Here is a 25,944-nt window from a genome sequence, read left to right as displayed (position 1 = left end):
GATGGGAGCTAATAAATTTATTTATTGTTTGTGTTAGTTACTGGCTTTGTAGATACAATATTGCTATTAGCTAAATCATCTATGCTTTTAGCTTTATTATTAATTTCACCTATTTCAATATCTTTCTTCTTTGCCTTTGGAACTTCATCATCACATACATAGAAACATGCCTCATTTTCTAAAGGTGGTCTTGTCAAATTACTTGGGAGCGTAGTATCACACTTAGAGGTAAGAATTGAAGGATTCACATTGCTAGATGAAATTATAGTAACATGTTTTGTTACAGGATCATAGCAGACGATTAATTTCTTCAAGCAACAAGCACTACCAGGGCAAGAAACCCATTTGATTTGGGTTACTCCGTGGTTATCACAATAATAATCAGCTATTTTACATGAACCACGAATTATCCGCCACCTTTCTACTCCATGCTCTGGTCTATTAGGATCGCACATAGCTTCATCTTTATCTGATTGTGAAACAGTCGTGTCATTATACCACCTATCAAATTCAACATCAAGTAGTGCCTGCTCTATGTAGTTATGCAACTGTTTTGTGTAGCTTTCCATCTGACCATTTGCTGCTGCAATTAAACCTGCAACAAATGTTAGATAAGGGGCGCAAGCACTACCCGCCATTGCAGAAACGCCAGTAATTTGAATATCTCTATGCGCAAAGGTACAAGCTGTTCTAATGGAGTAAAAAACTAGTAAATTACAACCGGGAAAGCCTGGTGCAGGTATAATTTTCGCTAAATTTGTCCATGTATTACCAGGGCAATCAGGAGTACAAGGAGTAGCCTGAGCGTTCAATTCAGTAACCGAAATAATCGTAACAACAAACATTGCCAATAAAAGGCAACAAATAATTTTTAAATTTTTCATAAGGAAAAAAATTTTTAGGATTTAGTTAATAATTAAAAATACACTGTGGGAGACTTTGCAAAGTATTTCCAACCACATAAAGTATTTTTACCCACAAAATGCGACATCACCTAAAAATATTTTTTTACTTCATCTTAAATTTTTCTCTAATCATCACTTTTCCACGCTCTAATGCTCTGTTTATTGTTGCTGTTTTTTGTCCTAACTTTATTCCTATATCTTTTGGACTATATCCTTCTATTTTCATTTTGATTACCTGTTTTATTTTTGGGCTTAACTTATTTAGAAATTTCTCTAAGTCGCATTTATCATACTCTTTCATGGTGTATGATAAATTTAAACATTACTCATTTTATCTAATTTTACTAAACTTAACCTTGACCTTACCGTATTTTCTTTGCTTATACATTGCATTGCTATTTTGAATAGATAACTGTAAGATTTCTTTGGACAACTTTTAACATCTTCATTTGCATATTTTAAATAAAGGAGTACACTTTCACTAATTGCATCGGGAATATAATCATTAAGCGCAGAGCATCTTAACATTGAACTCAACTTACGGGCTAAATAAACTGTAATTTGCTTGAACTCTTTGTCAGTTACCAAAGTTGTGCAGTTAGACTTCACAACTTTATTTCTTAATACATTTTTATTAGTAAAAACGTTACCGTGTTCCGTGTTCCGTGTTCCGTGTTCCGTGTTCCGTGTTCCGTGTTCCGCATTATTTGACATAAATTTTTATCAGACCATTTATATTTTTTCCTGGCAACGAAATTTTTATGATTTGTTCGTGATATACAATACTTGCCTTTTGATTTTGAACTTCCCTTAATGAAACAATTTTTTCTTCATGCTTATAGACATACCCATTATAGGTAAATGCCCAAATGAATCGTTTTGATGGGGAGCTAATAATGTAATTTATCCAACCTAAATATGGGGTTATTTCTGTGCTTGAAAATTTTTCTTGGCTAACAGAGACCTTTACTATTGAATGGAACCCTGCAATATAACCTACATCTTCATTTAACATTATAAGGTCATTAAAATTAGGAAAATTTTTTGCATTTAGGTTATCTTCAAATAACCTCCAATTTTTCCCGTTATTTTTTGTGTATATCATACCAACTGGGCTAATTGCAAATATAGTATTATTAACCCTCTGAATTTTGTCGTAATCAGTTCGATAGAAATCATATTTATCTTCCCAAGTTAATCCACCATCGGTTGAATGAATTATATATTCTCTTATCTCCTGCAAACTACCCAACTCACCGGCTACCCATAAATTTAAGGAGTCTGTATAAGTGATAGAATACCAATTTCCATTTGGGAGGGTAAATCTCTTCCATGACTTACCCCAGTTATCTGTTTTATACAATGATTTACTGAACAAACCAATAATGGAATTATTTACAACTATGATTGACTTTGGAATTTCAAAATTTTTCATTGTATCTTTTAATGCCTCACTCCAGTTTTTACCACCATCTTTTGAAGTATATATGCGGGCTAAATATAGGCTATCCGCTTCATCAAAACCAAAAAATATCCCTTGTGCTGTATCTATGAATTTTATCATAGTCCATGTATTATGAAAACCTATCTTTTTCTTATCTAATACAATATCCCAGTTTTTGCCACCGTTGATAGTTTTCCAGATTTTGCCCTCTTCATCAGCTACCCAACCCACATTGTCATCAGCAAATGTGATGCTAATTGGAGAGCCATCTAACTTACCTACTTGCTCCCAATCTTGAGCATAAGCGGTGGTGTGTAATATAAATAAATTTAGAATTAAATAACCAATACTAAACAAAATAATTTTCATACTACATATTAATGCTTTATAATCAATTTTTGCGTTGATATTTTTTTATCAAGAATCAACTCAACAAAATAACTACCGCTCTGAACATCTGATGTATTCACGCTGATACAATCATACGCTGACCTTGAGCGAAGGGTCTTTGAAGAGAGACTAAGAAGACAAGGATAAGGATTGAGATAGTTTTCATAAATTGGAAAAAAGAATTAATAATTTAGATGCTAAAAAATAAAGCCCTCGGGAAAGGCAAAGACAAATTAAAAAAAAAAAAAATGCTGTGCTAGTAAAAAATGAATTGTTAAAAAATTCATTTATCATTTTTTTCACTCACAAATTATCAGAGAACTATCCCCATAGCTCAAGAACCTGTAATTATTTTCTAATGCCGATTTGTATACTTCTTTCCAATACCCTACACCACCAAGAATTGATTCCACAAGCAGTAATAGTGTGCTTTGCGGCTGATGGAAATTTGTTACTAACCGCTTGCAACTTTTTATTTTATATTGTGGTAATATCATCAATGAGGTTTCACCTGTTATTTCGGAGATGTTATTTTCCTGCATAAACTTTAGCACCCTGCTGTATGCCTCATAAATATGGGCTTTAACGATATAAGGAATTTTACAAATGGCATAAAATAAAAAGCCGAATAAAGTGATAAACAGAATACTCGGCTTTTTAGATTTGAAATTATTTACTTTACTCTTTTACAACCACCAACTTTTCAGTAAAAACATTGTTACCAGTTTTTACAGTTACAAAATAAACTCCGCTACTAAAATTCTCTATTGAAATTTTGGTCTGATTGAATGATAAAACGCCACTGCATAGAAACTCCCCAAGCCCATTAACTATGCGGTATTGAGCCCCCTGACCACCGCTATTAATTGTAAAGTAATTGCTTGCCGGGTTGGGGGAGATTATGTAAAAATTGTTTTTTACAAACCCATCTTTTATACTTAAAATATCATCTTTAAATTTAGCAATATATAAATCTCTACCCCAACTTCCAGTAACTACTATATCATTATCTTTTGTAATTTCTATGTCGTTTATTATATCTTCTTCAATACTGCTTCCATAATGTTTTTCCCATATTTGATTGCCAAATTTATCAACCCTAAGCAAGTATAAATCCCTCAAATTAAAATTACTACTCCATTCATCTCCAACTTCTCCACCAATTACAAAGCCTCCTTCTTTGGTTTCAGCAATACACTTCCCCCATGTTAAATTCTTGTCTGTTGAATATAATTTATCCCAAATTTTATTACCGTTTGAATCTACTTTAACAATTTGGGTCATTACACTTTTTTGCCCTTCTTTGTTTAAAAAAACGATATAACTCAAAGTAACTATCTCATCATTTTTTGTTAAAATTAAATCTTCGGTTACTGAAGCGGAATCTTTTCTATAAATATATTTTGTCCATTTGGTATTGCCTAGCTATCAGTTCTAATTAATTTGGTAATACCTGTTGGGGAATAACCCGGAAAGACCAAGCTAACATAAACCACATAATCACCATTCTTAGCCCGCTTTATGCGTGGGTCATCGTGGTAGTATTTGGGGTCTTTAATTTTCTTCTTCCATACTTGTTTGTTGTTGCCGTCTATACGAATTAATTCTAATTCATCATAGTTTTCAGACCCACAAATAAGTCCATCATGTAGTTTGTCAAAAGAAGGGCTACCACCAAAGTATATGGGGGTAGAAAGGGTATCTGAAAAAAATTCTTGAGTTGTAATACCATTATTTGTAAATCCTTTAAAATAAAAATCACCTGTGTGGTAATCTGAAAACATCGGCAAACGAAGTGTCCCAACAGTTTTACAATTATCTTCTTTACCTATATCTAAATATGTTATAAATTTATGCCTTTCTACCTTAGTCCCATCATTATTATGATAAAGTTTAGGTTCCCATAAGTTGTCCCACAATTTAACACCATCATGATTAATTCGACAAATTCCATTTACATATTTATCAGTAAAGAAATAGGTATAGTAATTACCTAAATTATCTTCTTTGATGATTTTACCTTTGAATGTGCTATCCCTAACTTTGGGAGAAGAGAAAGTTAATCTCTTCTCCCAAATATTAGTTTGCGCAAATATAATTTTTGATGATGCTAAAATGCAAAACAAAAAGGTAAGAAAAATTTTAATAATTTTCATTTTATTTGCAATTTAAATAGAATTAATTAATAATTCTATTTCTGATTATTTGTTCTGTTTTTGTTATTTGTTGAGCCAGTTTTGATTTTAATTCTCTTAACATCAATTTGCTCTAAATCACTAATCTGCGGCGGGTTATGTGTAGGTGTAGGTTCGCACCAATTGATGCAGGGTAAAATTTTAATAGTCGGGGTCTGGTAGTATTGGGTTAATTGCACCTGTACAAGCTGGTGGTATCCAAGAACTCAAATCACCTGATTTCACAACTTTAGTAATTCTCATTGAATTAGGCGCACTTGGGTCATAACATATATCATATTCCTCTGTGCAACAAGTTACCCCGCAAGAGTTGTAGCTTACAATTGTATTCGTTGCTGAGTTCTTTGAAACAACCTGCATACATTCGCCCTGAACATTCCTATATCTTTTGAATTTTGAATACCCAGTATTACAGTCGTATAAGTCCTTCCATTGCTTAGGAGTAGTTCCTCTATTGCCTTGTAGGCCTTGTTTGAAATCTTCTGTTGATATTCCTAAGAAAGCGGCATCTCTCATGGCTTTAAAAAACTTCCAATAATTTCTTATAGCATTACTATAATTAGTGGCAGAAACACCACTCAAATGTGTAATTGAATCTGTTTCACGTATAATTCTATCTACATCATTTTTTACAACCCTGCAACTATCTGGAAAGCCAGGCAAGCTATTAACATGAACCTCAATCCATTTTACATAAATGGACATTTTATCACCGCAAATACGATACCAACAATGAGCAATTATTTCACAGCCGGGGTAACGTGGGTCATAATATTTAAAAGTAGAAGAATCGACATTGCAGCCACTTCAGCCAACACTATCGCAATTAATTGTAAGTATTGGTTCTGGTAGCCCAATGGGGTCATAGACTGAGTCTGTGGTGGGCTTGCCGCCAACCTGCATAAAGGTTCGAGTAGTTGCTGTTACTTGAGAAAATCAGCACTGTAATAGATAAAATTGCCATCAATTTTATTATAGAAGAAATGTTTTTTGCCATATTAATGGGTGGCATTCCAAATTGCGCTTTAGTGGTTATTACTACCGACATTAATAAAAGTAATGTTGTAATAAAGCTAAAAAATTTCTTTTCTTTCATTCTTTTGTTAAAATTTTGTTGTTTATTGATGTTTCTGTCTTCTTCTTGTATTCCTGCAAATCCTGAATTAAAATAATCCCATTTTGTTTTTTTTATTTTATTTCTTGTCAAGTTTCAGAAGGTTTTATCTATTTGCTGTATAAACAAGTATTTATGCGCTTTACAAGATTTATCATTAGACTACTTTATCCTTACATTTGGTATAACACGTAAAACTGTGGATATATCACTTATCCCTGAATTACGCAGTAGCCAACTATGAGATGTTTTACTTCATAATCCCGCCCCTCTATATTTATATGAATCTTGAAATTGCTTTTTACAATCTCTGCAAATATAATTCTGCTTCTTCTATCATACATTCGTTACCAAAACCCAACTATTTTATACTTGTATTTGCTATTATTCGCTATTCTGTAATATTCAAAAGAACAAAGAGGCTTTTTCTGCCCCTTTGTTCTTAATTCTTTTTACTTTGTTAACATAAACTTTCCAACGCTCCAATTACCACTTAATTCAGACCTAATACGAACTAAATACACTCCCGATGTAAACTCATTCAGATTCAATTTGAACTCCTGCTTACCCACTTTCATCTTCTCAAACCTATAACTCTTAATCCTTTCTCCAATTGAATTTGAAATTTCTATCTCCACATCTCCCGACTTTCCTAATTCAAACTCTATTCTATCATTCTTTAAATTAATACCTCCTATAGTTACCAATTTATTTTCTTCTTCAACTCCTAACCTTAACGGCTCTATTTTTGCTACATACAAATGACCTTTCTCTTTTTCTCCTGCTAACAAATAGTTCCCATCTTTAAGCTGAATAAAACTATAACCAAAATAATTACCCCGCATTGTATCTAATTCGTAATTCCACTCCTCTTTCCCTGATTGGCTTACTTTTGATATAAAATACCTGTAATTTATACTATCTTTAAATTTACAACTTACTGTATAACCACCGTTTTTATCCTCTATTACCGTGTTCGGTAATATCCGGTATTCCTTTTTAGGTCTGTATTCCTTTCGCCATTCTATTTCCCCTACCTTATTTAATTTATACAAATAATAGTTCTTAGCTACATCATTGCTTATTAAGGCTATACAGCCACCATCTTTTGTCTCTTTTATATCCCAACATACAAAATAATAGTTTGAATCATAAATGGTGGTCTTCCATAACAATTTACCTACACTATCCAACCGAACTATTACAGGTGTTCCTACAAAACTTTGATACACATCTTTGAATTTATAATTACAACTCCCGATATATCCTCCATCTTGCGTTAGGATTAATTGTTGAGTATAAAAAAGTTTATCTTTCTCTTGTAGCTCATCATGCAGAACCCTGTTTAATACTTTGCCCGTTGAATCACTTTTAGTAAACTCTGCATCGTAGCCACAAAAAAATGAAAATGTATTTGAAAACTTATTATACACACAACTTGGTCCATAAACCCCACTGACGTATTCAGAGGCGAACCTATCATGCCCGGCTGGGTAGCCTGGCAGATACCACAGATCACTTATTAACTCACCATCTCCTTTTTTCATCTTCCTGTAATAAATATATCCACTATTATCAAAACCAAATGTAGTCAGTATACCAGTTACTATCAAATTATTATCTAATGTTTCATTTATGCGCCAACCCGTTACATACATATCTACATCAATTTTTGAAGGATGATACTTTACTGGAATCTCTTTTGTGTATATCGAATCCCCATTCTTATCTAATACCAATAAGCCTTGTAAAGCACCATAGATAACTTTTAATATAGCAATCTGCCCATCTTCGGTTTCTATCATATCCCATGGCATTAGGTCTGTAGTATCTGCTATATAATGCTTCTCCCATAATAACTTCTGCCCATTACATTTATTCATAAAAAGCAGTAGAAACAAGAAAATTAATCCTACATAATTTTTCATCTCTATTTTACTTTAAGTTGTTTTGGTAATGTTGGTAAGCCTTTTATGTTTATCTGTGGCATTGTGGGTTCGGTGGCTACCTCTACTTTACTCTTCACCTCTTTTTTTGTTTCTAATTTTGGATTAATCATTTTTTATTTTATAAAATCATTTAATAGATATTTTTGATTTATAAAGTTATAATACTTTTTAAAATTGCTAAAGCCGTGATACCATGATCGTAAAACGGCTTTAGCGTGTTATTAAATCAATATTGGTTTTATTTATTGATTTGCAATTTCTTTGTTAATCCCCCTCCTTTGGTTGTTCTTACAATAATAGTATACTCTCCGCTTGGAATGTCTTGTGTGTTTAATACAAAAGCATGATTACCGTTTTGCAAAAAGTTTTCTTTTAAAACACTTAGAACTTCTCTGCCATTAATATCAACTACCGACAAACTCATCACTTCACTATTTTGTAATCCTAAATTGATTGTAGTGCTGTTGGTTGCTGGGTTTGGGAACAAATCTAATTTCATTGCCGCACCTGTTATCGCCGAAATATCATCATTATCTTTTACTGTTGAAAGTGGATTTGTAAGTTTCAATGTTCCTTCTGACAACACAACTCCGTTGCTATCAGTTGTTACAAAGCTCAAATCAAAACCTGATTCCGCACCAGAGACCGTAATGTAAATTGGTTTAACAGCCTCGTTTGGAGAAAGTCCTATTTTCTTTGAAGCCATATTTTTATCCTGTCTGCAGCATACTTCGGCTACAAAATAATTTTCAATTTTTACAGTATCATTCTTAAAATTCGCATTTGCCCCTAAGTTGATTGTATCACCAAAAGCAGAACCAAACGCTAACAGATGAACCCCTTTTGGCATACGTAATTCAACATCCGAGATAGTACCTTTTGATTTATTCAAATTTGTAAATGATAAAGAGTACGTTCTTGTTTTAACAGTTTTATCACCAGTCTCATCCATTTTATCGCCACCTTGGTCTTGTGGGCTTGATTGATAAATTGTATCTACTTTTACCACTGTTTCATTTGAGCCAGCAGCTGAATAGAACATTGTTACTACCAAACCAATTCTTTTTAGCTTACTGAAATTATCTACAAACAGAGAAATATCTTTTGTTTCTCCTGACTTCATTTCTTTATCTGAACAACCTGAAAAATCTCTTGTATTTACTCCATCAAATTGCGTTAGATGGCTTCCAAAGGTTGTTTGGGCGCATATTTGTCTTACAGTTATATTATTCTCTTGTATCTCGCTTGGCAATGCAATATTCAAATTACCAGTTTTGTCATCTTTCATTTTAAATGTTAAAATATTTGTATGAATATCTGTCGGTTCCGGACCCTTATGATCAGTAATACAAAGGTACCAAGGAATTCCGCTCCTACGTATTGTATAGCAAATTGTAGTATCACAAGTAACACACATTGAATCTGTAAAAGATATTTTTAGGCAATACTTTATCGTGTCCCAACAAGTCGTCTGATTTTTATATCCATTGCAAGGTGGTGGTGGGAATAACAGATTGAAACTGCTTAATGTAACTGGTGCTGACATCAAATTTACACCACTTGGGTTTATTCCCCAAACACCTTCGTAGCTCGTTTGTGAGTATAATGGTAACCCTGGTGTTATTGGGTTTGGTAATGGGGATTGCATAATTGCACTAACAGTTTGCCAACCCGCAGAAGTTTCGGCAGCTCCAACTTTTGGTCTACAAGAAACCTTAATGCTTGATGATACTAACTGAATTGTCAATTTAGAAATTGGTTTTGCACCTGCTTGAACTGTAATTGTGTTCGTAACTTGTCCTGCTGAATTTGTAGTTGTTGTTGGCTTAATAATTCTTTTAGTAAACTCCTTACAGCAATCTTTACATTCAGGTAATGTAAAGCAAATCCTTTTATGGCAACACCATTTATATGGGCAACATGGCATACCAATAGAATCACCAAGCAATGTAATATCAAAACATAATGCTGTGTTCGGGGTTGCGCCTGTTACTGTAAAAGTTACGTTTCCAACTTGACCAAAAGCCAAACCAGTTGGGGAATTTAGGTTGTTGATCGTTGGTGTAATTGTAACACCTGGTGTTGTAGTTGTTATCATTACTTGGTGTGCATACTGATTTGCGGGTGGCTGGCTTAATAGACTAAAATTCTATATTGACATTGTGATAGAATATGATGAACCATTTTGGCTTGAGTTAATACAAGTTGCTCTCACAATATTAGGGGCGCAACAAGAATCATTTTGAATTTGAACGGGTGCACAATCTAACCTTACTGTATCATAGCAAACACCTCCCTGTGTAGTGTAAAATGCGAACTGAACACTAAAAACTGCGCTGCCACTAGTATTCACAAAGCATGATTTTAAGCCACTTGTAGAGTCAGTTATTATTGGTCCAGATGTTGGGCTCCAAGATGCAATATTACTTACTAAATTTGTTCCCCAGCCAGCAGGTGCAGATGTAGAAGAGAAAAATACTCCAGGTGTAATTGGTGTTGCTGTTATGTGATCAAAAGTCCCAGCTGGAATTAAACCCGACACAGTAAAATCCCAACAGCAGTCCCCTCTTGTTTGAGATAGGGAATTTGCTGTTACATCTATTTTATCGCATGGGGAGGGAATAGCCCCTTTACATTCTCCTTTAAAAATATCTACATCTCCTATTTGAGTTTTGTCATTTTGTGTAAATATGCCATTTAAGTCTACAAAATGCCCTAATGAGGTTGCAGTTGCTGGTGTGTTTCCACTTGCAGGAGTACTTTGCAAACCATATACTAATGGTGAATTAACTAAAAAATTTCCTGTTGTCCAAATAATAGAATCACACTTCGCTTGCCCACATTGCCCCTGAATTGTTGGAGTATTATAGCTAACACCATAATCTACTCCACCAGAAGAGTTTAGGTGTGTGAAAGAACCTGCTACCGATAAATTTATTGTTTGGTTAAATATCCAACTCCCAGCCGCACCTCTATATTCAAATACTCTGTTACTATGTCCAGTATTTATTGGGAATATTTCGCTATAATTTTGATTGACACCGCACTCACCAACCAACATTTTTTTGCCATCTAAAGTAAATTCTATATCAGATATTGGCATCGAGTAAAAAATTGGTGGTACACTTGTTGAATTAGGCAAATAACCTGATGCAACATCTAGTAATTTAAATTCAAATTGGTCAGAGGTAGGAATAAATCCTGCAGCATTAACGCTTACAGAGCGTATTACATTATATGTAGTTGGTGAGTTACTTCCATATCCTTCTACCCAAACGCTATAATAAATTCTTTTATCAACAGGGTTATAGCCAATACCCCAAAGCCTTTCTCCAATTGGAGCAAAGCCATTTGTTCCACCATCAGCATTCATAGTGGGGTTTGTTGTGCCAAGAGGTGCTGCAATTGGTGAAGAAGCACCTGGGTCATATACGGCATCAATTTTATTTGTTGTTGGGTTAATTCTATAAATTCTCCCATCTTCCATATTTGTTACATACAATTTATCATTATCTTTATCATAACAAATATTCCCTAATCCAGGTCCATGGTTTACACCATCTCCGTTTGGTATTTTCGATGTTCCAATTGAAGATGTAGCAGATGTTGTGTAAATCGATGAAGTTAATATATTGGAAATATTCCCAGATGCGTAATCGATTTTATATACACCACCAGGTCCAGCAGGCCCAAATTCTAATGGTTCGGCAACATGATTATACACACTTGTAGAGGTTGTATAGATATTATTTTTTGAATCAATTGCAATACCATAAACTTGCCCAAGATTTGAAGCTATCCAGTTGTTTGTTGGTCCATGGTAGATAGTTGTCGTTGCAGATGTCCAATTTACCCCAAAAGGGGCAAGTCCATCGCAGTTACGTGTATTCACAAGACCTATAACTGGTGTATTTGTTAAACTACCAACCACCCAATTTCCAGATGAATGAGTAGCAACCGCCCAACCTTCTATATTAGTGGGTGGCATTCCAAATTGCGCTTTAGTGGTTATTACTACCGACATTAATAAAAGTAATGTTGTAATAAAGCTAAAAAATTTCTTTTCTTTCATTCTTTTGTTAAAATTTTGTTGTTTATTAATGTTTCTGTTCTCTACTTTTGTTACTGTAGATCCTGAATTAAAATAATCCCATTTTGTTTTTTTTATTTTATTTCTTGTCAAGTTTCAGAAGGTTGTTGATTAAATCTATTTCTAAAAAAGCTAAATTTTTTACTATACTCAACTAAATGTATTTTTGACTATATACTTCTAATCTGTTTATCAACAAAATAAAAAGAATTAGTTTGTTTAATAGTTTAAAACGCTCTGACGCTCTGACACTGCCGCTACATAAGGTTTGAGAACCGATACGCTTGGGTGTTTCTGGTTTGGTTGGCTTTTGGTAAAGCCTAGAAAAGATTTGTAAATCATTTTTCTTTTTCTGTTTAATTTTAGTAAATACGGTACTATTAACTAATCACATCAAAGGGACTAATAAGGAGCTTTCTCTAAAGTAAGTTGGATAATACAACTTACTTTTTTAGGTTCGGAATTTTCTTTCTTGGTGTGATATATTTTTACTTTAAATAATATAGGTTCTTAAAAAAGCAATTATATCCAAAGCAAACTTTTAGAAACTTTTTATAAAAACAATATCTATTTGTTAAGTTTCAGAAGGTTGTTGATTAAATCTATTTCTAGAAAAGAGAATGTGAATTTTAATTGTTCATAATTAGATTTAATATTAAAATAAAATTTTGTCTAAATTATTTTATTCATTAAATGCAATTTTACAATCTAACAAATAGCTGTAAAGCACTTCCTTTGCTGATGCATTAATAACAAAGTTATTAGTTTTGATTTCTAGTAATCCATTCACACCATAATTTTTATTAATATCTCCTTTGTTATTAAGTCTTACCACAAAGTAACCACTTTTAAAATCTTCACTCAATTCATCACCAATAAATGACTTACCTAAAACTACAATCTGTCCATTGTTTAAACATTTAATAGAAACTCCTTCAAATGAAATAGTATTTAATTCTGAATCAACTACTAATAATCCATTGTTTCCAAAAGTAGAATCAATAATTCCATTAGATTTAAATCTTGCAACTAACAAACTTTTAACGCCATCACACCAACCAGTAACAACTATATTACCATTGCTATCAATATCAAATGAGATCCCAAAAGCTCCTCTTTGATTTGTACAAATTGTTTTTGAAATACCATTATAGCCAAAATTTTCATCTAGTTTTCCTAAGGAATCAAATTTTACTAATAATAATTCATCTTCATCAAAGCTTGATCCAATCCCAATTATATCTCCATTAGTAGTTAATATTGCTTCGCGTAATTCAACTGCTCCTTTTCCAATTTTAATTTTAACATTTTGATTAAAAGAATAATCAGGTGTTCCATTTCTATGAAATCTACTTATAATCAAACTATCGAATCCATACTTACCACCAAATGTTCCTGCAGTTATTACTTTGCCATTTGTTTGAATTAATGAAATAAATTTTGAATTATAATCCTTAATATCAAATGGAAAAACAACTTTTAAATTTTGAGATATAATTGTTGTAACATTCAAAAAAACTAAAATTATATAAATTAGGATTTTCATAAATTTGGGTGTTTAATTTTTAATAATTATGTTTTAAATATATAAAACAACCGTTCCAAAATTTAATTTTTTCGTTCCTTAGTTAAGACTTTATAAAATTTTTTGTAAAGATCGAGTTTCGAATCTTATAAATTTAATTATCTTATCATTCAATAACATTATTAGAAATAAATACCTATGAAATATATTTTACTTTTATATTTAATCACTTCAGTTATTCATGCTCAAGAAAATAGATTTATTTTTCCAAAGCAAACTGATGACTTAATAGATACTGCAAGTGAGGCACATTATATATCAATAAATAATAATGTTCAAAATATACAGAATAAATTATTTGTATTTTTACCTGGAACAAGTGCAAAGCCAAGTAATTACAAGGTTATAACTGAATATGCAGCAAGTAAAGGTTTCAATTCTATATGTTTAAATTATCCGAATTATGATGCAGTAAATTCTATTTGTGCAGATAAAGATTTGGATTGTTATGAACTTATTAGAGCAGAAACTTTAGAAGGAATTGATAGAACAAATTTGGTTAATGTTAACAAACCTAACTCAATTGAAAATAGGCTTATAAAGCTGTTATTGTATTTAAATTCTAAATTCCCAAAAGAGAATTGGGGGAAATACTTAAATTCTGACAACTCAATAAAGTGGGAATGTATAATAATTTCTGGACATTCACAAGGGGGTGGATATGCGGGTTACATTTGCAAAGTTCATAAAGTTTACCGATCTATAATGTTTTCAGCAATGGATTACAACAAAAAAATTGGTAAGCCAGCAAATTGGATTAACAAGCCAGGTGAAACTGGGGCAAATGATATTTATTCGTTTAGTCATTCAAAAGATGAACTTGTTGAGTTCAATATTTTAACTACTAAAATTGTTCAAGGTTATGGAATTGATAAGTTAGGAAATCCTATAAATTTTGAAATAACTTCTGCAACAGATTTTTTTAATACCAGAATACTATACACATCATTGGATATTAATGGTACATCTCCAACTAAATATCATGGTTCAGTAGTTTCAGATGTTAGTACACCAAAGTATGATACAGGAGAATTCGTTTACAAACGGGCATGGGATTATTTGTTAACAAACAATAAGGTTAGTGAAATTTATGATGTTAAAAATGGACAGACGAATAAAATGTTACTTTCAAAATATTAGTTTTAAAGAAAAATAAATTATAAATTTAAATAATTTATTCACCTTTCCATTCTGGTTTTCTTTTCTCGATAAATGCTTTCATACCTTCTTTCATATCATCTGTTGAGAAAAGCATATAGAAGTTTTTACGTTCAAATTCTAAACCATCAACAATAGTAGTATCAAAGGATTTAAGAACAGATTCTTTTGCAAGACGAACAGCAATTGGAGGACGATTACTTATTTCTCGTGCAAGTGAAATTGCTTCTTCAAGATAAAATTCTACAGGAACAATTTTATTTATTAATCCAAATTTTAATGCTTCTTCTGCGGAAATCATTCTTCCAGTTAGAACCATTTCCATAGCAATAACTTTTCCAACTGCTCTTGTTAAGCGTTGTGTACCACCAGCACCTGGCATAACTCCTATTAATATCTCAGGTTGACCAAATCTAGCAGTTTCGGAACAAATTATAATATCACAAATCATAGTTAGCTCACAGCCTCCACCTAATGCAACACCTGACACTGCAGCAATAATTGGTTTTTTAATTTTTCTAATTTTTTCCCATTTAGAGAACTGATCTCTGTTTAACATATCAATACTAGATGCTTGTGCCATTTGAGTAATGTCTGCTCCTGCTGCAAAAGCTCTTTCATTACCATGAATTACAATGGTTCTAACATCATTATCTTTATCTAACATTTCTAAAGCTTCACAAAGTTCAGTCATTAATTCAAGACTTAAAGCATTTAATACTTTTGGTCTGTTTAATTGAACTGTTGCTACATATCCATCGAGTTTAGTAACAATTAAATTCTCGAACATATTAGTTTGAAATTAGAAGTTTTGTATTTTTTAAAATTTAAATATTATACCCCAAACTCATCATTTCTTCTAGAAATTTCTTCTTCAAGAAGCTCACCGAGTGGAATTCCAATTATTTTTTTTAAGATGCTTTCAGTCAGTTTTCGAGCCGTTTGATAATCATTCTCATTTGTGAATCTATTTTTATTTTTGTTAAATTCATCATCGAAAATATTTCTGCTAGTTAATTTAATTTTCTCAACAAATGGAATAATTGGGAGCATTTTACACCAAGCAATAAACTTTACAAGCTCTTCTGTAATTATAGCTTTAGCTTTAGGAAGTTCTGCTTTTCGTTTTTCAATATTTTTTTCTATTACATTGCTCAAATCATTAATATCTTTACAATAAACATTTGGAATATCACTTACAGATGGTTCAACATTTCTTGGAACAGAAATATCAACTATTAGCTGTTCCCTATTTCCTCTTAAATCTGAGGATATCATAACATCATTATAAGTAATCACAAAATCATCAGCACCAGTTGAAACAATTATAATATCAAATTCATGAAGTATACTTTTAAAATGATCAAATGGAATAACTTTAGAGCCTGAAATTCGATTAGATAACTCTTCAGCTTTTTCAATAGTTCTGTTAGTAATAGATATATTTTTTACACCTTGTGCAAATAAATTCTCAACAGATAGTTCACCAACATCACCAGCTCCAACAACTAATGCAGATTTATCTGAAAGTGGATAAAATATTTTTTTTGCTAATTCAACTGCAACAAAACTGACTGAAACAGCACCAGTAAAAATATCAGTTTCTGTTCTTACTCTTTTACCAGTCTTCAAAGCTTCAGTAAATAACCTTGAAAGTATTTTACCTGTTGAGCCTAACGATTGTGCTGTTAGCAAAGAATCTCTAACCTGACCAATAATCTGAATATCTCCAATAATCTGAGATGCAATTCCAGATGTAACTTCATACAAATGTTGTGAGGCATCTCTTCCTTGTTTGTAAAAAAAATAATTTTCAGGGAGTATTGTTTTTTTGAAAGAGAATAACCAGTCCTTAATTAATTTGGGATTAAAAGGTTCTTCCTTTGGAACAATAAAAATTTCAGTTCTATTACAAGTTGAAACTATTACACATTCTGAAGCAAAAGTTCCCAACAAATCAGGATAAGCAGAAGAAATTGCATTTGAATTAAGTGCAACTTTTTCTCTTATATCCAAATTTGCAGAAGTATGATTTATTCCAAAGAGATATATATTCAAAGTCTATTTTTAAACTACTTTATAAAATTTAAATAATTATTATTTAATAATTTCTAACTTATTTTGGTAAAAAAATATAATTAAACAATAAAGTCATATTTAACCAACATTGATTTAAAATTAAATTCTACTCATTGAAAAAAGAGTTATTAGAAATCCAATTAACGAAAATAAAATTGCTGTTGTTGATTTGACATTACCAAATTTTCTCATTAAAACAGAAATAAAATATACTATAAATATAATTATTGGTGTAAGCACTTTAATTTCCAAGATAGATTCAAAGCCATTTCCAAGGCTTACAAAAATTGCTAAAGACAAAAAAACTAAACCAATTACAACTGAAATACTATTCATTCTATCTAATAATTGAAGGCTTGGTAAACGATCAAAAATCAATCCAAATTTACTTGTACTAATTTGTTTATGCAGAACTAAATATAATACTGAATACAATGCTGAAACAGTGAAAGCAGTATAACAAATAATTAAAGCCGATACATACGCACCAACAAAAGGGTTAAACAATTTAGAAACTTCGGCTAAATCTAATTTTTCAAGAGGAGAGAAAACATCAGATAAAGTTTGAAATAACAATGCAAGTAAAACAAAAAACATTCCAATGCTTTTTTCTTTTGTTAGCCGTTCAATAAACATATACATCAATATAATAGTAAAAGATATAAGTGTCATTGATTCGAATAAATTATAAACTAAACATCGCCCATACATTACCGACTTTGAATAAATCAAAAATGTATGAATTACAAAAGTTGCTAACATAAATGGAGAAGCATACTTCCATAATTTTTCTTCTTTTTTGAAGTAAATAAGTACATAAAAAAATAAAGTTCCACTATAGAATAATGGAAGCAAAGTTTGAACTATGTGAGATAATTGAATCATAATAATAAACAATCAAATTAATAAGATCTAATTATTTTCAAGCCACCTTTCAGAATCAATTGCAGCCATACATCCGCTTCCTGCGGCTGTTATAGCTTGTCGGTAAATATGGTCTTGACAATCACCACAAGCAAAAACACCATCAATATTTGTGTAAGAAGATTTGCCCTTAGTTATTAAGTATCCATTTTCATCCATATCTAAAACACCTTTAAACAATTCTGTGTTTGGTTTGTGTCCAATTGCAATAAACACTCCATTAATTGATTTATTTACTTCTTCTCCATTTATAGTATTTTTTAAAACAACTGAAGTAACTTTTTTAACAGGATCTGTATCACCAATAATTTCACTAATGGTTGTATTCATTAAAATTTCAATTTTAGGATTATTTTTTGCTCTGTCTATCATAATTCTTGAGGCTCTAAATTCATCACGACGATGAATCAAAACAACTTTAGAACAAAACCTAGTTAAATAGTTTGCTTCTTCCATGGCAGTATCACCACCACCAACAACTATTACTTCTTGATTTTTAAAGAAGAATCCATCACAAGTAGCACAAGCTGACACACCATAACCCATAAACTTCATTTCACCTTCTAACCCCAGTAATTTTGCTGTTGCACCTGTTGAAACAATAATTGAATCAGAAGTGAAGGTATCACCACGTTCAGATTTAATTGTAAATGGTTTTTTTGAAAAATCAATTTCTGTAACAAGTTCATATTTACTTTCGGCACCAAAACGGTGTGCTTGTTTTCTGAAAATATCCATCATATCTGGTCCTTGAATCCCATGTTCATAACCAGGATAATTTTCTACTTCAGTTGTAATCATCAATTGTCCACCAGGTTGGTGCCCTTCAAAAATTAATGGGCTAAGATTAGCTCTTCCAGTATAAAGAGCTGCAGTCAAACCCGCGGGTCCTGAACCGATAACAATAACTTTTTTGTGATTAGACATTGTCTATTTGACTAATAATTAATTATTTATTTTTAAACAAGTTAACAAAGATAAGGATTTGATAACAGTTTTAAGTTTATTGAAATTTATTGTTTATAAAAAAGAAGTGAATGAAATTTAATAACAATTATCAAAATGTATTTCTAACTCTTTCTTATTTTAGATTTTAATCATTAACCTAAAAAATATCCTATGAATGAAACTAAATTAAAAAATATCGATGTAAAAAAAATCCTTTTTTTTGATATCGAAACGGTTCCTCAAAAATCTTCATTTTCTGAACTAGATGAAACTTGGAAAGTGCTTTGGAAAATAAAATGTAAGTCATTATTAAAAAAAGATAAATCTGAAGAAGTTACAGAAATTGAAGCCCAAGACAAATATTCTGAGGCAGGAATTTATTCTGAGTTTGGAAAAATTGCTTGCATATCAGTTGGTGTAATAACACAAATAGATAATTGTTTTGGTTTTAGATTAAAATCATTTTCAAATTTTGATGAATCAATTTTGTTAAGAGAATTTAGTAAACTGTTAAATGATAAATTTTCAGATTCAACAAATTCTATTTTATGCGGACATAATATTAAGGAATTTGATGTTCCCTATATTGCTAGAAGAATGATAATCAACCATATTGATCTTCCTAATTTACTTGAGATCTATGGAAAAAAACCTTGGGAATTATCATATTTATTAGATACTATGGAATTATGGAAATTTGGTGATTATAAAAGTTATACATCATTAAAACTATTAGCAGCAGTTTTCGGAATCCCTTCACCAAAAGATGATATTGATGGAAGCCAAGTTGGAGCAGTATTTTGGAAAGAAAAAGATTTAAGTAGGATTGTTAAATATTGTCAAAAAGACGTGCTTACAACAGCTCAGATCTTTTTAAAGTATATTAATTCTGATCCAATTAATACTAATCAAATTGAATATGTTGAATAAAAATTATAAGTATTTCAAAATGTCATTATTATTTGTATTTTCATTTTTAATTTTTAATTCGGCAAAATCTCAAAGTATAAATTATTCTAAATATAAGTATGTAACTTATAACTCATCTCATTTTATATTGCTTGCACCAAGAGGGGTTAATGTAAATGAGTTGATAAATGAATGTGAAGATTCATATAATTATGTTGTAAAATTTGGTGTAACTTTGCCAAATAGGATTAAAGGTATAACTTATTCTACAACTTCTGAATTTGTGAATATAGGTGGAGGATCGTATTATAATTTAGGTTTATCTGTTAATAATGAAATAAGATTGCAACCTTTAAGCTTGTTATTAAAAAGAGGTGGATTCTCAAAAGTACTTAGGCATGAGTTAACCCATATTGCATTGAACAAAGCTGAAGTAAATGGTCTGCCAAGATGGTTTAACGAAGGCTTAGCGATGAATGTATCGAAGGAAGAGCTAATTTGTAAAATGAAGTTTTCAACTCTTAAACAAATTCAGGATACAATTCTAAAATCTAAAAATTATGAAAATGTTCGATCAGCATATTCTATTTGTATTAATTTAATTTCCAAATTAATCAGTTTGTATGGTAAGGACAAAGTAATAAAGTTAACTGAATTAGTTTCAAATGGAAATAATTTTGAAATTGAGTTTAAAGCACTAACTAATAAGTTATCAAAATTCTGGTGTAGTGATTTTTTGAGAGAGTAACAATAATAAATTTTTACTACTTTTGTATATTGTTTAAAAGTTTTATTAAAAAATATTTATTTAAAACTTTTTAATATTTAAATTTGTTCTATTAATAATTAAAGAATAGATTTTTTATTTTTATAATTGAATAGAATCTCAAAAATTAGTTCTCTATACTAAGATATTCTATTTTATTTCTCTTGTTTAAAACACCTCTTGTTTATATATATAAATTAAATATAAATTATATGTAACAATAAGATTAGTATATGGTTCCATTATTTCTTTCGAATTAAATAATTAATTTTCAACATAAATCTTTCTCTTTAAAAACTTTTATGAAAAAGTATTTTGTCCCTTTAGTAATTCTTGGTTGTGTAATTATTGGCTTTTTAATTTTCAACATTGTATTTGGTAATGCTAGCCACTTCAATGATGCATTGAAAAAAGAACCAAAAGACTTAATGGGTACTGTATATACAGGAGGACCTCTTGTAGCTATTTTGCTTTCATTGATTCTTATGATGGTAACTTTTATAATTGAAAGAATTTTCTCATTAACAAAAGCTGCTGGTTCAAAAAGAACAGAAGTGTTTGTTCATGAAGTTGATAAATTAGTTGAAAAAGGAGATTTAAAAGGAGCAATGGCTGCTTGTGATTCGCAAAAAGGTTCTGCCGCAAGTGTTATACGTGCTGGATTAGATAGATATGAGCAATTGCAATCTTCTCCACTTGATGCTGATAAAAAACTAGCTGAAGTAAAAAGATCTATTGATGAAACAATGGGACTTGAAACTCCAATGTTAGAAAAAAATCTTATAGTACTTTCAACAGTTGCTTCAACTTCAACAATGATTGGATTATTAGGAACAACTATTGGTATGATTAGAGCGTTCCAAGCCTTAGCAACTGCTGGTCAGGCTGCAAGTGCTACCCAACTTTCAATTGGTATTTCTGAAGCACTTATTAATACAGCTGGAGGTCTTATTGCTGCAATTATTTCTATTGTTGGGTATAATTTCTTTACAACTAAAGTTGATGGAATGGTTTATGGAATAGAAGAAGGAGTTCAACAATTGATGGAAACTTTAGCCATGAAGACCAAATAATTATTTATAGATTATTATAAATAACAGCTTTTAAAATAATTTTTGTTACTACCAATTTTAATAGAAAAAAGAATAATATATAGATGGCACATAAAATGAAAAGGGTTGGTGTAGTAATGGATATGACTCCTTTAGTGGATGTAGCGTTCTTATTACTGACATTCTTTATGTTCACTGCAAAGTTTAAATCTGATGTTGAAAGTGAACAAAAATTTGATATTCAAAGACCAAAAGCCTCAGCTGACACAACTAAATTACCTGAAAAGAATACAGCAACTGTAAAAGTTGCTATCGAAGGAAATGACACTACAATTTGGTATGCTTTATCAAATGTTAGTGATCGTTCACCTGTTTATATGATTGTTCCAGGTACAGATGCAACAAAAGCAAGTTCAATGACTCAAATTCAAATTCCAGACACAAGTACTTTAGGAGCTATGATTCTTCAAACTCGAAGGCAAAATAGTAAATATAAATTTGTTGTTGATGCTGATAAAAGAGTTAATTATGGAAGGATAGAGCAAGTAATGAATACTATGAGAAATCAAGGTGCAACTATATTTAACTTTGTTACAATCAAACAGAGTTAAAGAGTATTATTATTATTTTTTGTTAAGTTATATCAGCTTTTGATGTTAAAATAAAAAAGTTAAAATGATTTTTAAGGTTTAAAATTTTAAATTTAATCTAAATAAATGTCAAGTGTAGATTTAGGTGGTGGAGGTGGCCATAAGAAAAAAGGTGGTGCGAGAAAACCTAAGAGAGTAGGATTTAGAATGGATATGACACCACTTGTAGATGTGGCGTTCCTTTTACTTACATTCTTCATGTTTGCTACAACAATGAGCCAACCTCAGATCATGGAGATGTCAATTCCTCCTGAAATTAAAGATGTTCAAGTAAGGCAAACCGAATTGTTAAATCTGTTTATTAGAGGAGATAATCAATTGATATATAATACAGGTGTTAACCCAGCCTTTAAGAAAGTTGATATGAGAGAGTTAAAAGCTCTTTCAGTAGCAGAAAATTCTAAGATGGGAAATAAGTTAATAACAAGTTTAAAAGTTGATTCAAAAGCTACTTATGATAGATTAGTTCAAGTATTGAATGAACTTAACTTAGCAGAAGGTGAGCTAGCTTTAACTTATAGTAAGGATCCTGGTATTGGTAAACGTGAACGTAGGTTCGCATTAGTTCCTTTAACAGAAAAAGAAAAAACTGAGATTGAGAAAGTTTTATAACATAAAATGGTTATAAATGTTATGTAAGATAAAACTATTCTATTGTATAAAAATAATTGTAAAATGTTTTGTTAGAAAAAAAGTGATATGTTGTCCTAAATGTGGATAATAAATAGTCATATTGGAAAAACAAATTTTTAAAAAGAAAATCAAATGAGCATACCAGAAAAACTTAAATACGGTGCTGCAGAGTTAAAAAGGGTTTATGAAAAAAATCTTTCCATGGCTTTCGGCATATCTGTAGGAATTCATTTATGTTTATTCTTGATTTATAGTTGTGGAATGAAGGTAGGTAAAGCTGGTGGCTCAAAAACAGCACCTGTTGCAAAAATGAAGTTAATGAACTTAGCTCCTCCACCGCAACAAGCAAGCACAGAACCACCTCCTCCTCCTCCAATGATTCAAGAGAATCTTATAACAAATAATGGAGGAGGTGGTGTTGCATCTTATGCAGGTACTCCGGTTGCTGTTCCTGACGCACTTATAACTCCTGATATGAAAGAGTTTGCAACAACAAAGGAAGTAAATGTTGCTACAACTACTTCTGGTGATGGAACTGGATTTAAAATTGAAGACACTGAAATAAAAGACAACATTGGGAATGGTCCTAAAGTGCAAGTGGATGAAAAAAAAGCTGATGAAGACAAACTTCCCGAACCAGATGAGTTTGTTTCAGTAGAGAAAGATGCAAATCTTGATTATGATGATTTACAAAAGAGAGTTGAGTATCCAGAAATTGCTCGCAGAAATAATGTTGAAGGTAAAGTTATAATTAGAGTATTAGTTGGAAAAGATGGTAGAGCTATGAAAACTTTAATAGATCAAAGTGATAATAAATTATTAGAATCTGCTGCAAAAAAGGCTGTACTTGAAACTTCATTTACACCTGCAATACAGAACGGTACTCCAGTAGTTCAATGGATATCTGTACCAGTAAACTTTAAGTTAAGTCAATAAAAATTTCGATTTAAGAAGTTTAGATTTAAGAAAATTAGGATAATGTATAAAGTCAGTTGATTAATTTCAACTGACTTTTTTTTGTTTCAATTTTTTTATTCATATCTCTTGTAACTAGAGCTAATTTAATGTTTATGTTGTTTAAACATCTATTTCTTATAACTAATAATCTGCAATTGAAATGAAAAACAAAGATAGAATTCAAATTGGAGCACAAGAACTTAAAAAAGTATATAACAAAAACCTAATCGTAGGTTTATTTGGAGCAGTAATTGCACATTTGATTTTAATAGGAATAGTTTTAATTAATAGTAAAATTGGAGTAGCAAAATCGCCAAAAATTGAGTTCCCATTAAGCACAACTGTTATTAGGTTACCTTTTATAGAAATTCCAAAAACTATTAAAATTACTAATAATAATAACGCAATAAAAAAACAATCCCAGGTATTTAAATCAACAAATACAAATTATTCTAACAATCGAAGAATTATTAATAAAATAAATTCAACTGGTAATCCTATAAAAAATGTAAATCAAATAATAGATCTAAATTTTATTAATAATGATTCTTTAGATAATTCATCTGTCAATTTAAACAATTCAATAGAAAGCAATATTGGTGGTAATAGCATAAATGATAATAAACCAAATCAAAATGGGAAATTGATTAATGGAAATAGTTATACAAGTTTAAATGATAATTCTGAAGACTTTATTTTTGTTGAAAAAGAAGTTGAATTTGATTACAACGAGATTTTAAAAAATATTGAATATCCACAAATTGCAATGAACAATGGAGTTCAAGGTAAGGTTACGGTTCTGGTCTATGTTAATGATGAAGGAAAAGTTACTACAACAAAAGTTATAGAATCAGAAAACAAAATACTTGAGGATGTTGCAATAAGTGCAATAAAAAAAACTAATTACAAGCCAGCTGAACAAAATGGAATAAAAGTAGGAATTTGGATTTCAATACCAATAAAATTCTCACTTAGTAGATAAATATAAAAGGGGTTAAAGAATCTTCTACTAATTAATTTTCTTATAGTTAAATAATAGAATGAGATTTATTTTAAAGAAAATACTTCAAAAAATATTGAAGTATTTTTTTTTAGAAATAATTGCAAGTAATTTCTTTAAATTAAATACCTTTTAATTTTATATAATAATTTAATACTAATTTTAGTTTATGACAGATAAAAATATTTCAAGTTTGTTAGAATTAGGTTATGGAAGTATAGCTGATGTAAAGCAAAAAAGATTGATTAGTAAAGAAGGTGGGTCAACAATACAAAGAAGAGGTCAGAGCATATTAGATAGATTTGATTTGTATCATATGTTAATAGGAATGAGTTGGATGAAATTCCATTTAGTAGTTTTAGTCCTATATGTTTCAATCAATATAATTTTTGCTTTAGCCTATTATTTAGTTGGAGTTGAACATTTAGCTGGTATTTTTCCTAAATCAAATTGGGAAGATTTTTTAGAATGTTTTTTCTTTAGTACTCAAGCATTTACAACTGTTGGTTACGGGAGGATTAGCCCTGAAGGATATGGAGCAAATATTATTGCTGCTATTGAATCTATGTCTGGTCTTCTTGGTTTTGCTTTGGCTACGGGACTTTTGTACGGAAGATTTGCAAAACCAAAGGCAAAATTAATGTATAGCAATAAAGCAGTTATAGGTAAAATTGATAATCAATTGGCATTAATGTTTAGAGTTGCAAATCAAAGATCTTCTCAGATTATTGAGGTTGAAGCGCAAACTATATTTGCATATTTAGAGATTGTAAATGAAAAACCAAAAAGACTTTTCAAAGAGTTAGAGCTTCAATTGTCAAAAATAAATGTTTTAACTTTAGGTTGGACAATTGTTCATTTTCTTAACGAATCTAGTCCTTTATATAATCTTACAACATTAGAAATAAAAAAATTATCTCCAGAGATTATGGTATTGATTAAAGGATTTGATGAACTTTATTCACAAACTCTATATAGCAGGCATTCGTATATATTTGAAGAAATTGAGTTTGATTCAAAATTTGAGTCAATAATTAAAATTGATGATGATGGGAATACAATATTGGAACTAAATAAAATGAATAATATTATTAAGTTATAAACATTATTTGTTAATTAAGTTTTAAGTAGTTTTAATTATTAGATTTAGATTTTTAAATTTGTTATGTATGGTTTTACTTTATAGTATTGTATAT

General features: G+C 30.7%; 26 protein-coding genes. 9 read left to right on the top strand and 17 right to left on the bottom strand.

The features are described from left to right. Window positions 1–17 precede the first annotated feature (17 nt). From IPP08_12130 to IPP08_12070, 13 genes are all read right to left on the bottom strand, one after another. A complete protein-coding gene (locus IPP08_12130) occupies window positions 18–884 on the bottom strand; it encodes a hypothetical protein (protein QQS66489.1) in 867 nt (288 codons plus the stop codon). A 124-nt stretch (window positions 885–1,008) separates the two neighbouring features. Then, window positions 1,009–1,206 carry a hypothetical protein gene (locus IPP08_12125; protein QQS66488.1) on the bottom strand — a complete coding sequence of 66 codons (198 nt, stop codon included), beginning with the start codon at window positions 1,204–1,206 and terminating at the stop codon, window positions 1,009–1,011. Window positions 1,207–1,220: 14 nt separating this feature from the next. Next, window positions 1,221–1,514 (bottom strand): hypothetical protein, encoded by a 294-nt coding sequence (locus IPP08_12120; protein ID QQS66487.1) that lies wholly within the window; start codon window positions 1,512–1,514, stop codon window positions 1,221–1,223. A 94-nt stretch (window positions 1,515–1,608) separates the two neighbouring features. Beyond that, window positions 1,609–2,718, bottom strand: coding sequence for a hypothetical protein (locus IPP08_12115; protein ID QQS66486.1), 1,110 nt, complete (start codon window positions 2,716–2,718; stop codon window positions 1,609–1,611). A 320-nt stretch (window positions 2,719–3,038) separates the two neighbouring features. Beyond that, on the bottom strand, window positions 3,039–3,281 hold the full coding sequence (locus tag IPP08_12110; GenBank protein QQS66485.1) for an S-adenosylmethionine:tRNA ribosyltransferase-isomerase: 243 nt from the start codon (window positions 3,279–3,281) through the stop codon (window positions 3,039–3,041). 136 nt (window positions 3,282–3,417) lie between these two features. After that, window positions 3,418–4,068 carry a T9SS type A sorting domain-containing protein gene (locus tag IPP08_12105; GenBank protein QQS66484.1) on the bottom strand — a complete coding sequence of 217 codons (651 nt, stop codon included), beginning with the start codon at window positions 4,066–4,068 and terminating at the stop codon, window positions 3,418–3,420. 92 nt (window positions 4,069–4,160) lie between these two features. After that, window positions 4,161–4,658, bottom strand: a complete 498-nt coding sequence (locus IPP08_12100) for a hypothetical protein (protein ID QQS66483.1) — start codon at window positions 4,656–4,658, stop codon at window positions 4,161–4,163. Window positions 4,659–5,075: 417 nt separating this feature from the next. Next, the gene (locus tag IPP08_12095) at window positions 5,076–5,639 is read right to left on the bottom strand and encodes a hypothetical protein (GenBank protein QQS66482.1); all 564 of its coding nucleotides are present in this window, start codon (window positions 5,637–5,639) and stop codon (window positions 5,076–5,078) included. 157 nt (window positions 5,640–5,796) lie between these two features. Beyond that, window positions 5,797–6,141, bottom strand: coding sequence for a hypothetical protein (locus IPP08_12090; protein QQS66481.1), 345 nt, complete (start codon window positions 6,139–6,141; stop codon window positions 5,797–5,799). A 359-nt stretch (window positions 6,142–6,500) separates the two neighbouring features. After that, the gene (locus IPP08_12085) at window positions 6,501–7,931 is read right to left on the bottom strand and encodes a hypothetical protein (protein ID QQS66480.1); all 1,431 of its coding nucleotides are present in this window, start codon (window positions 7,929–7,931) and stop codon (window positions 6,501–6,503) included. A gap of 304 nt (window positions 7,932–8,235) precedes the next feature. Next, window positions 8,236–10,095, bottom strand: coding sequence for a T9SS type A sorting domain-containing protein (locus IPP08_12080; protein ID QQS66479.1), 1,860 nt, complete (start codon window positions 10,093–10,095; stop codon window positions 8,236–8,238). A 51-nt stretch (window positions 10,096–10,146) separates the two neighbouring features. Next, a complete protein-coding gene (locus tag IPP08_12075; GenBank protein QQS66478.1) occupies window positions 10,147–12,180 on the bottom strand; it encodes a hypothetical protein in 2,034 nt (677 codons plus the stop codon). A gap of 589 nt (window positions 12,181–12,769) precedes the next feature. After that, window positions 12,770–13,633, bottom strand: coding sequence for a hypothetical protein (locus IPP08_12070; protein ID QQS66477.1), 864 nt, complete (start codon window positions 13,631–13,633; stop codon window positions 12,770–12,772). A 177-nt stretch (window positions 13,634–13,810) separates the two neighbouring features. Here IPP08_12070 and IPP08_12065 point away from each other — a divergent pair, with 177 nt between their 5' ends. Continuing rightward, window positions 13,811–14,812, top strand: coding sequence for a hypothetical protein (locus tag IPP08_12065; protein ID QQS66476.1), 1,002 nt, complete (start codon window positions 13,811–13,813; stop codon window positions 14,810–14,812). A 34-nt stretch (window positions 14,813–14,846) separates the two neighbouring features. Here the strand turns inward: IPP08_12065 and IPP08_12060 are convergent, their stop codons facing one another. The 4 genes from IPP08_12060 to trxB all read right to left on the bottom strand — a co-directional run bounded on the left by IPP08_12060 (window position 14,847) and on the right by trxB (window position 18,760). After that, a complete protein-coding gene (locus IPP08_12060) occupies window positions 14,847–15,620 on the bottom strand; it encodes an enoyl-CoA hydratase/isomerase family protein (protein QQS66475.1) in 774 nt (257 codons plus the stop codon). A gap of 44 nt (window positions 15,621–15,664) precedes the next feature. Then, entirely contained in the window at window positions 15,665–16,888 is a 1,224-nt protein-coding gene (locus tag IPP08_12055) for a glutamyl-tRNA reductase (GenBank protein QQS66474.1), read from the bottom strand. 120 nt (window positions 16,889–17,008) lie between these two features. After that, window positions 17,009–17,794 (bottom strand): cytochrome c biogenesis protein CcsA, encoded by a 786-nt coding sequence (gene ccsA / locus IPP08_12050; GenBank protein ID QQS66473.1) that lies wholly within the window; start codon window positions 17,792–17,794, stop codon window positions 17,009–17,011. Between the two features lie 27 nt (window positions 17,795–17,821). After that, window positions 17,822–18,760, bottom strand: a complete 939-nt coding sequence (trxB, locus tag IPP08_12045; protein ID QQS66472.1) for a thioredoxin-disulfide reductase — start codon at window positions 18,758–18,760, stop codon at window positions 17,822–17,824. A gap of 192 nt (window positions 18,761–18,952) precedes the next feature. Between trxB and IPP08_12040 the strand changes: the two genes are divergently transcribed. From IPP08_12040 to IPP08_12005, 8 genes are all read left to right on the top strand, one after another. After that, window positions 18,953–19,711: a 3'-5' exonuclease gene (locus IPP08_12040; GenBank protein ID QQS66471.1), complete on the top strand. Its 759-nt coding sequence runs from the start codon at window positions 18,953–18,955 to the stop codon at window positions 19,709–19,711. A 19-nt stretch (window positions 19,712–19,730) separates the two neighbouring features. Continuing rightward, window positions 19,731–20,438, top strand: coding sequence for a hypothetical protein (locus tag IPP08_12035; GenBank protein QQS66470.1), 708 nt, complete (start codon window positions 19,731–19,733; stop codon window positions 20,436–20,438). Window positions 20,439–20,758: 320 nt separating this feature from the next. After that, window positions 20,759–21,529: a MotA/TolQ/ExbB proton channel family protein gene (locus tag IPP08_12030; GenBank protein ID QQS66469.1), complete on the top strand. Its 771-nt coding sequence runs from the start codon at window positions 20,759–20,761 to the stop codon at window positions 21,527–21,529. An 83-nt stretch (window positions 21,530–21,612) separates the two neighbouring features. Next, window positions 21,613–22,119 (top strand): biopolymer transporter ExbD, encoded by a 507-nt coding sequence (locus IPP08_12025; protein QQS66468.1) that lies wholly within the window; start codon window positions 21,613–21,615, stop codon window positions 22,117–22,119. Between the two features lie 105 nt (window positions 22,120–22,224). Continuing rightward, window positions 22,225–22,770, top strand: coding sequence for a biopolymer transporter ExbD (locus IPP08_12020; protein QQS66467.1), 546 nt, complete (start codon window positions 22,225–22,227; stop codon window positions 22,768–22,770). Between the two features lie 153 nt (window positions 22,771–22,923). Next, window positions 22,924–23,727: an energy transducer TonB gene (locus tag IPP08_12015; protein QQS66466.1), complete on the top strand. Its 804-nt coding sequence runs from the start codon at window positions 22,924–22,926 to the stop codon at window positions 23,725–23,727. 181 nt (window positions 23,728–23,908) lie between these two features. Further along, window positions 23,909–24,730 carry an energy transducer TonB gene (locus IPP08_12010; protein ID QQS66465.1) on the top strand — a complete coding sequence of 274 codons (822 nt, stop codon included), beginning with the start codon at window positions 23,909–23,911 and terminating at the stop codon, window positions 24,728–24,730. A 187-nt stretch (window positions 24,731–24,917) separates the two neighbouring features. After that, window positions 24,918–25,850, top strand: a complete 933-nt coding sequence (locus tag IPP08_12005) for a hypothetical protein (protein ID QQS66464.1) — start codon at window positions 24,918–24,920, stop codon at window positions 25,848–25,850. The last annotated feature ends 94 nt before the right edge of the window (window positions 25,851–25,944 follow it).

It is taken from the genome of Chlorobiota bacterium, from assembly GCA_016700335.1.
Classification (GTDB): domain Bacteria; phylum Bacteroidota; class Ignavibacteria; order OLB7; family OLB7.
Note: the sequence above shows the minus strand (reverse complement) of the source record. Positions and strands in the feature narration are given on the sequence as shown.